Here is a 4767-nt window from a genome sequence, read left to right on the forward strand (position 1 = left end):
GATCAGTGGCCGTTTTGAGCATGTGCCTAGCTGTCTGAACCAGCTGGTCCAAACTCCAAGGCTTTTGCAGGAACGCGACTCCGGCAGGCAGATCATGACTCACTTCGGCTTCGTAGCCTGTGGTCACTATAAATGAGGGACTGGCATCTGGAGATGGCCGCCGAGCTGGAACGCTGCGGTAGGTTCCAGCAGGCCCGCATTCATATAACGCTCGCCAGTCTGTTAAAGCCCGCTGTGACACTTCCTGCCGTATGAATCAGTACAGAAAGCAGGCAATCGAGGTGGCTCAGATGGCAACAAGATCCGGTATGCGTTTGCGGCCATGATCAGCAGGACAGCACGGCTCCCCTCTTCCACCCGCTGCGCGGCCGCGCAACGGGTGCAGGGATCAGCGCCGACGGCCTCTATGCGGTGGTAGGGCACTACGCCAGAGCTGCAGGGGTAGAGGTTGCGGGACTCGTACACGGGCTGCGCGCAACGGCAGCCACCAATGCCCTGGAACACGAGGCGGATATCGCCAAGGTGCAGCCATGGCGTAAGCGGATGGCGAACACACCTACCGAACTCTAGCATTAAAGGCGATCGGGTCTGCCCGAGGGGATGCGCTTTATCTGCACACCGTCTCGAACACACCGCCATCTCGGCGACTTTGCTGCATTCAGCTCCGCCATCCTGCGCAGGGATGCAGCGCTGAGATGCACCTGTTCCAGAAATTATCGGGCGCGTCGGCGGCAAGGAAAATTAATCTCACGCCCGCGCGTGGGAGGTGAGCATTATCCTCGCGATCAGTTTTTTTCTGGAGCTTTGATATACCCAGGCACAGCTAAGGATGGGGCCTGATGGCGATCTTCAGAAGCTCGGACTTCATGAGCCTCAGCATAGTCCTTATCAGCCTGAGCCTTCTCATCAGCGGCCTGCCCGGGATTACCCTCAACCTGTTTCTGATCGGACGCTTGTTAATGCTTGTTGGCATCTTGCGTGTGGTCTTCGGACGATTTTTCACAGCCAGGCAAGCCAAGCGCTAATGCGAAGAGTAAAGGTAAGGGAAGTGCCTTGATCATGGAAATGCCCTCTAGGTTATCAATAACCTATTGATCTGCATGGCACAATCTTAGTTCAACATACGCTTTACCTGATGAACGGAGTACTCGTAGTGCCAAACGTTCAGATCAGGCCCGATACGCTACCACGTGGTCCATTCGCACACCGCAAATCCACGGCAAAGTGCCTAGCGAGTAGGCTGAGGCGGCTGAACACAAGAACCACTTCCTAAGTGATCCGGCGGTTGCACTCTCTATTTGGCATCCGATACAACAGTATGTGGGGTAGCAAAAGGAGCGGACTTTAGATTATCGAGAACGTCGACTAATAATCTTAGCATTAAGTTCAGTCAGTTACCTAACACTATATGAAGATGACAATGGGGCGCCAGCGACTGCGTGGGGGGTAACGAGTCACAAGAAAATGTATTCGGTTGAGGACGTCCAAGATAATACCCTTGCGCATGGTCATAGCCTAGAGTACGCAACAACTCGAGATCCTGAGCAGTCTCAACGCCTTCCGCTAACACTTTGAGATCAAATGCATGCCCCAGTTTCAAAAGGGCCGTCAACACCTCCTCGCGTTGGGCTTTGTTTTCAATTCTGAGTACCTGACGGTCAACCTTCAAACAATGGAATGGAAGCTTCAGTAAATAAGCCAAGTTGGCATGACCTTGACCGAAATCGTCCAGAGCCAGTCGTACGCCCAAGTTGCAGAGACCGGAAACTGTACTCAATAGTTGATCATTTATACGCAGAGGCACGCCTTAGGTTACTTCCAATATTAGCCGATGGCTCGCGAGACCATGTTTAAGTAATGCACCCGCCACTTTCATCGGAAAATCTGTGTTGGCAAGCTGTATAGGTGAAAGGTTCACTGATATGTTGACAGCGTCATGCCAGCGGCTGGCCGCTTCACAGGATTTATCCAAAACCCAGTCACCTACAGCATTAATCAGCCCGCTGCGTTCTGCCATTGCGATGAATAAATCAGGTGGCACATTTCCGAGCTTGGGATGCAGCCAGCGAATAAGGCTTTCGTATCCAGTGAGCTGATAAGGTTCGAGTTGATACAGCGGTTGGAAGTGCAGGTCGAATTGGTCTGTTGCTAACGCCTCTCGGATATCCTCCGGGGTTAGAAGCGACTCATCGTTTTGAGAAAAAATAAATCCCGTATCCTCTAGACGATTGCGGCCACCTCTTTTAGCTCGATACAGAGCTTTGTCAGCCTGATCCAGAAGTGAGGTGCTATCGGTTAGCGCACTACTCGCACTGTGCGCTAATCCGATGCTGACAGTGATGACCGAGATGCCATCTGTACGTCCCAGATGGGCGATGTTTAGTTCACGTATGGTTTGCAATACGTGGTGAGCGATCCTGCGGGCCTCATCATGAGAGGTATCTGGCAAAACGGCAATGAACTCTTCACCGCCGAATCGTGCTACGGCGCAAGGCGAAATGAAGCAACTGCCCAGAGCCGTGGCAACAGCTCTCAAGCACTCATCGCCTATAAGATGTCCATAATGGTCGTTAAAGCGTTTGAAATGGTCTATATCGATCAAAAATAATGCGCCCTCGGACTGTCCATCCAAATGGTTTGCCGTAAGCGCATCCAGCTGCGGTTGTATGTGCCTACGGTTAGCCAGACCGGTCAGCGAGTCGGTCTCTGAAAGGCGTTGCAAATCACTATTGGCATCTGTGAGACTAGAGGCTCTGGTTTCCTCACGTAGCCAATACAGGTAACTTCGTCTGGCTTCGGCGTTGGACCAGTAGTTGCCGAGCAATGAGAAAAAAGATGAGGATCCTATAGCGGTCATTATCAAGCCGCCAGCACTCAGGGAAATCGGGGCTGTATGCACACCCCAAGCTGTGATGGTTAAGCAAAATATGTTGTATATCAAAGCAATATTAAAAGGGCTTTTCATGCACGTATTGACATAAATAAGCATCAGTGGCCAACAAAACATGAACAGTGACTGCTCACCCGAAACAGGTTGTTCACCGTTAATTACTACGTTGTAAGCGGCTATAAATCCGGTGTATGAGGGCAACATGGAGACGTATTCTCTCCAGTGCTCCGATAACTTCTTTAGAAGCAACACACCCAGTAGAGTGCTTGGTACACATGTTCCGACCATCTGCAAAATTGCTGATACCAAATCCTTCGGATTTATGATGACCATCCATAGTGAAAAACTACCGAATGTGAAACCTCCCAAGATCAAGCACAGAATCAGGTGGTGCCGGCGGGTAGTATGGATATCGCTCTGATAACGTAGCTCCAATTGCTCAGAGAAGCGTGCAGCGCTGGTTGTTTTCTCGAGTTCTCGTTCAATCTGGCTAGCGTCTAACATAGAAAATTCCACAGCATGCACTAATGAGGCCTTGTCATGGCTATAAGCCACCATTCTACCTTGCTGCGGGTGTCGAGCCACTGGAATCTGCCCGGCGGTGATCTCCCGATTCATCTCCTGTGAAAACGAGCCTAGTTGAGATCTCGTCGATCAACTGACCGTCCAGATGCACATTTCGCGAAACTGACTGAAGACACCGCCAATGATCGTGACTAATTCGAGCTGGACAATCCCCGGACAAGCCGTGCCTATCAAAATGACCTGGAAGGCTTTTGAGAGTTTGTCGATCTGGCTTTGACCGATGAGTTTCGTGCGGTGACCCGAACGCACGTGCTCGCTGGGCGCGCCCAGCTCAAACATCGCGGTTTGGCTATTACTGTAACCGTCGTGAGCGATTCATGTTTAGTCGAGAGTAGGTACGTCCCACATGACAGATGTCATGAGACGCCTGGTGATCAATTGCCGGTTCGCTGCAACCCCCGAATCGGGGGTTTTTCGTGCCTCCTAGGGGTGCAGTGGCCCAATTGCGCCAAGAAGAAATCGTGGTCGGCCCTGTGCAGGGCGCCCAGCTCGAGCGCTTCGCGCAACACCATCGTCAGTCGGCTGTGCCATTCCCCGCTCTGCACTAGGGCCACGTCCATGACCTTGTCGAGGCGCATGACCAGATCCTTTCTGCAGCGACCTTGAAGCTGTTCTTTGCAGATGTAGAAAAAGTACCGAACACGCTGTGGGTACAGCACATTGGAATAGACCATCATGGCTTGCATCGCTTCACTTGCGCCGAGGTCCAGCGGGATCACAAACACGTTTGACTCCTTTGATGGGTCATTTTTCGGGCAAGTCTAACGTTTCACTGACCGACCCATACCGAGTGCGGCGCTGGCTTCAGAAAGATTGACCTTTTGGGGCTCTATTCCAGAGTGCGACCTGGCGTCAACTATAGGAACCTTGGGACAGTGCTGGACAGCAGCTGCAATCGCCTGCAGGCAGACTGCCACGACGCTACCAATGATGCTGTCGTTCCTGTCGGGATGCGATTTCAAAATGCATTCATTCATTGAAGGCAAGAGTCTGCAACTGACGCTGGGGGTATTGATTATGACGTCATCTCCAAGCCTAACATTCCGACAGATCTGGCCAGGAAAGTCCCGCAAGTCATGCAGGCTCCCAACGGAGTAAGCTAAACGGAATGCTTCAGTGTTGGTAGTGTGCCCTGGAGATGCGAGCTCACCACGACCCGAAACGACCTAAGGGAGGGCAGCTCTCCGCCATAACGCCTCACTACCCTAGAGTGATCTATAGCGTTATCGGGCCTTAGCAGTACGAGACCTAGCCCGCCAGGCCTTCCTGCCTCCCCTGGCGGGCTCCTTCCT

The 4767-nt window shown here is 52.2% G+C and carries 2 protein-coding genes and 3 pseudogenes; 3 read left to right on the forward strand and 2 right to left on the reverse strand.

What is annotated here, in order from left to right; all coding sequences use genetic code 11:
- Positions 1 to 345: 345 nt before the first annotated feature.
- Positions 346 to 528: pseudogene (locus tag ABEH28_RS27020) on the forward strand (integrase); the annotation flags it as partial.
- Positions 529 to 839: 311 nt separating this feature from the next.
- Positions 840 to 1025 (forward strand): hypothetical protein, encoded by a 186-nt coding sequence (locus tag ABEH28_RS27025; protein WP_346631546.1) that lies wholly within the window; start codon positions 840 to 842, stop codon positions 1023 to 1025.
- Between the two features lie 365 nt (positions 1026 to 1390).
- On the opposite strand, the pseudogene ABEH28_RS27030 reads toward ABEH28_RS27025, so the two are convergent.
- A pseudogene (locus ABEH28_RS27030) lies at positions 1391 to 3508 on the reverse strand (bifunctional diguanylate cyclase/phosphodiesterase).
- Positions 3509 to 3616: 108 nt separating this feature from the next.
- Between ABEH28_RS27030 and ABEH28_RS27035 the strand changes: the two are divergent.
- A pseudogene (locus ABEH28_RS27035) lies at positions 3617 to 3766 on the forward strand (integrase); the annotation flags it as partial.
- 83 nt (positions 3767 to 3849) lie between these two features.
- Here the strand turns inward: ABEH28_RS27035 and ABEH28_RS27040 are convergent.
- Entirely contained in the window at positions 3850 to 4200 is a 351-nt protein-coding gene (locus ABEH28_RS27040) for a hypothetical protein (RefSeq protein WP_065986122.1), read from the reverse strand.
- Positions 4201 to 4767 lie beyond the last annotated feature (567 nt).

This window comes from Pseudomonas sp. Ps21-P2 (genome assembly GCF_039672565.1).
Classification (GTDB): domain Bacteria; phylum Pseudomonadota; class Gammaproteobacteria; order Pseudomonadales; family Pseudomonadaceae; genus Aquipseudomonas.